4 protein-coding genes are annotated in these 3,965 nt (G+C 69.9%); 2 read left to right on the top strand and 2 right to left on the bottom strand.

Going from position 1 to position 3,965, the window contains the following annotated elements; genetic code table 11:
- The first annotated feature begins 22 nt into the window (after positions 1–22).
- Positions 23–1,039: a 1-aminocyclopropane-1-carboxylate deaminase gene (locus ACNFOC_RS51985; RefSeq protein WP_416965962.1), complete on the top strand. Its 1,017-nt coding sequence runs from the start codon at positions 23–25 to the stop codon at positions 1,037–1,039.
- On the opposite strand, the gene ACNFOC_RS51980 is transcribed toward ACNFOC_RS51985, so the two are convergent.
- Positions 1,036–2,508 carry an MFS transporter gene (locus tag ACNFOC_RS51980; protein ID WP_416965961.1) on the bottom strand — a complete coding sequence of 491 codons (1,473 nt, stop codon included), beginning with the start codon at positions 2,506–2,508 and terminating at the stop codon, positions 1,036–1,038. The two genes, ACNFOC_RS51985 and ACNFOC_RS51980, sit on opposite strands and share 4 nt — an antisense overlap.
- Positions 2,509–2,644: 136 nt before the next feature.
- On the opposite strand from ACNFOC_RS51980, the gene ACNFOC_RS51975 reads away from it, so the two are divergent.
- The gene (locus ACNFOC_RS51975) at positions 2,645–3,241 is read left to right on the top strand and encodes a TetR/AcrR family transcriptional regulator (RefSeq protein WP_416965960.1); all 597 of its coding nucleotides are present in this window, start codon (positions 2,645–2,647) and stop codon (positions 3,239–3,241) included.
- A 58-nt stretch (positions 3,242–3,299) separates the two neighbouring features.
- Here the strand turns inward: ACNFOC_RS51975 and ACNFOC_RS51970 are convergent, their stop codons facing one another.
- Complete coding sequence (locus ACNFOC_RS51970; RefSeq protein ID WP_416965959.1) at positions 3,300–3,827, bottom strand: TerD family protein; 528 nt, start codon at positions 3,825–3,827, stop codon at positions 3,300–3,302.
- Positions 3,828–3,965 lie beyond the last annotated feature (138 nt).

Raw genomic sequence — 3,965 nt, 5'->3', positions numbered from 1 at the left:
CGACCCACCCGGGAGAACCCCCATGTCCCTTTCCTCGTACGACCGTTACCCCTTCCTCTTCGGCCCCTCGCCCGTCCACCCGCTGGAGCGCCTCACCGCCCACCTCGGCGGCGCCACGATGTGGGCCAAGCGCGAGGACTGCAACTCCGGTGTCGCGTACGGCGGCAACAAGACCCGCAAGCTGGAGTACCTCGTCGCCGACGCCCTCGCGCAGGGCTGCGACACCCTCGTCTCCATCGGCGGCGTGCAGTCCAACCACACCCGCCAGGTCGCGGCCTGCGCCGCCCGCGCCGGGCTCAAGTGCGTGCTGATCCAGGAGAGTTGGGTGGACTGGCCCGACTCCGTCTACGACAAGGTCGGCAACATCCTGATCAGCCGGCTCGCCGGAGCGGACGTACGCCTGGTGAAGGCCGGGTTCGGCATCGGTTTCAAGGAGAGCTGGGAGCTGGCGCTGAGGGAGGTCGAGGAAGGCGGCGGCAAGCCGTACGCCATCCCCGCCGGCGCCTCCGACCACCCGCTCGGCGGCCTCGGCTTCGCCAACTGGGCCCACGAAGTCGCCCAGCAGGAAGAGGAGTTGGGCGTCTTCTTCGACACCGTGGTGGTGTGCTCGGTGACCGGCTCCACCCAGGCCGGCATGGTCGCCGGGTTCCGGGCGATCGAGGAGGCGGGTGGGCGTGAGCGGCGCGTGCTCGGCATCGACGCCTCGGCCAAGCCCGCCGAGACCCGCGAGCAGGTGGCCCGTATCGCCCAGGGCACCGCCCAACTGATCGGCGTCAAGCGCGAGTTGACCCTCGACGACGTCGAACTCGACGACCGCTACCACGCCGGCATCTACGGCATCCCGGACGACACCACCCTGGAGGCGATGCGCCTCGCCGCCCGCACCGAGGGGATGGTCACCGACCCCGTCTACGAGGGCAAGTCCATGGCCGGGATGATCGACCTGGTCGCCCGCGGTGAGATCGCCGCCGACTCCACCGTGCTCTACGCCCACCTCGGCGGACAGCCCGCGCTCAACGCTTACAGCGCGCTGTTCTAGGGAGCCTTCACGGCAGCCCTCTTGGCCCCCTCAGCCCCCTCGGCCTTCCTGCCGGTGATCACGAACGCCGACACCAGCAGTGCGGTCAGGGCGATCAGCGCGGCGACGCCGAACGCCCGGGCCGAGCCGTGGACGAGGATCTCGGACGGTGACCCGGTCGCGTGCCGGGTCGCCGTACCGAAGACCGTGACCAGGATCGACAGACCGAGAGTGCCGCCGAGCCACTGGAGGGTCTGGAGGAGACCGGACGCCGCGCCCGCCTCGCGCGGTTCGATGCCCGCGAGGATCGTCACGTTGAGCGGCATGAAGCTGAGGCCGACGCCCACGCCCAGCAGGACGAGCGGGCCGAGGAGACCGGTCAGGTAGCCGTCGCCGGAGCGTAGTTGCGAGAGCCACCCCGCCGAGGTGACGAGCAGTGCCATGCCGGTGAGCAGGACCGGCTTGGCGCCGAAGCGGGCCAGCAGACGCGGTACGAAGCGGACCACCGTGAACATCGCCAGGGTCATCGGCAGGAAGGCGAAGCCCGCGCGCAACGGGCTGTAGTCCAGGACCCGTTGGCTGATCAGGGTGAGGAAGTAGAACGCGCCGAACATGCCCGCCGGCAACAGCAGGACGCCCGCGTAGCCGCCCGCGCGGTTGCGGTCGGCGAACAGGCGCGGCGGCATGATGGGTTGGGCGGCGCGGGACTCGACCAGCGCGAAGCCCGCCAGCAGGGCCGCCGCCGAACTGAACCCCAACTGCGCCTGCGTGTCGCCCCATCCGTCCGACGAGACCCGGATGAACGCGTACACCAGCGAGGTCATCCCGGCGGTGCCGGTGAGCGCGCCCGCCGCGTCGAACCGGCCCGCGTGGCGCGGGGTCTCGGTGACGAAACGGGGGAGTACGAGGGCGACCGCGGCGCCGATCGGCACGTTGATCAGCAGGGCCCAGCGCCAGGACGCCCAGGATGTGAGCATGCCGCCGATGACCAGGCCTATCGAGGCGCCGATGCCGGCCATGGAGGCGTAGATGCCGAGCGCGTGGTGACGGCGCGGGCCCTCCGGGAAGTTGGTGGTGATCAGCGCGAGGGTGTTGGGCGCGATGAGTGCGGCGCCCACGCCCTGTAGCGCGCGGGCCGCGAGCAGCCAGGCGCTGTCGGTGGCCAGTCCGCCGAGCAGGGAGGACGTGGCGAAGAGCAGGACACCGATCGTGAGCGTACGGCGGCGGCCTGCGATGTCTCCGACCCGGCCGCCCAGCAGAAGCAGTCCGCCGAAGGCGAGCGTGTAGGCGTTGAGGACCCAGGACAGTCCGGTGGGACTGAAGTCGAGGTCCTTCTGGATGTCCGGCAGCGCCACGTTGACGACGGTGGAGTCGACGCCGACCATCAGATAGGCGGTGACGATGGTGAACAGGACGGCCCCGAGCCTGGCGGGCGGGGGTGGTGCTGAGAGAGCATCGGTGGTGGTGGACGGTGCGGACGGGGTGGACATGGAGTTCTCCCGGTCTGGCGTCCCCGTGTGGAAGCGTGCGGGCAGCACGGACTGCCCGCAGAGATAAGCGGGGACTGTCTCCGTTTAGTACTCGGTAAGATACGGAGACAGTCCCCGGTTCGCAAGGAGTATCTGGATGGCGCAGGTCAGACCCATGCGCGCGGACGCCCGGCGCAACTACGAGCGACTGCTGAAGGTGGCGGCGGAAGCCTTCGCCGAGCACGGGGAGAACGCGTCCCTCGACGACATCGCCAAGCGCGCGTGTGTCGGTTCCGGGACGCTGTACCGGCATTTCCCGACGCGGCAGGCTCTGCTGGAGGCGGCCTACGTCGACCGGATCGAGGCGCTCGGGACCCGCGCCGACGAACTCGCGAAGGAACTGCCGCCGGGTGAGGCGCTGGCCGAGTGGCTCTACGAGGTGTGCGTCGGGACGATCCAAGTGCGCGGAATGAAGGCCCTGTTGGGCTCGGCCGTCACGGACGGCAACCACGCGGCGCTCACGGCCTGCGGCACACACATGAAGAGCGCGGCGCAGCGGCTGGTCGAGGCGGCGCAGCGGGAGGGGACCCTGCGTCAGGACATCGAGCCGATCGAGGTCCTGCGGCTGGCCCACGGGGTGTCCACGGCCTCGGAGTTGGCGAACGGACAGGGCAAGCACATCCGCCGCTATCTGTCCCTGCTGACGGACGGCTTGCGGCCGTCCACCGAAGAGCCCGCCGGCCGGGAGGGGTGAACGCCGGGCGCCCCTCGATCAGGGGCGCCCGCAGCGGTCGTAGGACTGTGTGGGGTGGTTACAGTGCCTGGGCCGCCGGCTTCACCATGCCCCTCACCGTGCGGGACTTCACGAAGTCGCCCATCGCCGTCATGTCCCACTCGCCGGAGAACTGCTTGACCAGTTTCGCCATCATCACGCCGGTCTGGGCCTCGGCGTTGGTGAGGTCGAAGCGGACCAGCTCCTCGCCGGTGGCCGCGTCCAGGAGGCGGCAGTAGGCCTTGGCGACCTCGGTGAACTTCTGGCCGGAGAAGGAGTTGACCGTGAAGACCAGGCCGGTGACCTCCTGGGGGATGCGGCCGAGGTCGACCACGATCACCTCGTCGTCACCGCCGCCCTCGCCCGTGAGGTTGTCCCCGGAGTGCTTGATCGCGCCGTTCAGGATCGAGAGCTTGCCGAAGTAGCAGCTGTCGATGTGGTTGCGCTGCGGGCCGTAGGCGACGACCGAGGCATCCAGGTCGATGTCCTTGCCGCGGAACGCGGGCTCCCAGCCGAGGCCCATCTTGACCTGGGAGAGGAGCGGGCGGCCGCCCTTGACCAGGGACACCGTCTGGTTCTTCTGGAGGCTGACGCGGCCCTTGTCGAGGTTGATCTTTCCGGCGCCGACTTCGGGCCGTACTTCGAGGCGCTGGACGCCCATCCGAAGCTGGGCGTGTGCCTAAGGCCACCGTCACCGGTTCCGGCG

This window comes from Streptomyces colwelliae (assembly GCF_048158785.1).
Classification (GTDB): Bacteria; Actinomycetota; Actinomycetes; order Streptomycetales; family Streptomycetaceae; genus Streptomyces.
The sequence above is the reverse complement of the archived record's forward strand: the minus strand, read 5'-3'. Positions and strand labels throughout refer to the sequence as shown.

What these genes read in the sequence shown, in the direction of transcription:
- ACNFOC_RS51975 (WP_416965960.1), top strand. Translation starts at nt 2,645, where the DNA reads ATGGCGCAGGTCAGACCCATGCGCGCGGACGCCCGGCGCAACTACGAG.
- ACNFOC_RS51985 (WP_416965962.1), top strand. Translation starts at nt 23, where the DNA reads ATGTCCCTTTCCTCGTACGACCGTTACCCCTTCCTCTTCGGCCCCTCG.
- ACNFOC_RS51980 (WP_416965961.1), bottom strand. Translation starts at nt 2,508, where the DNA reads ATGTCCACCCCGTCCGCACCGTCCACCACCACCGATGCTCTCTCAGCA.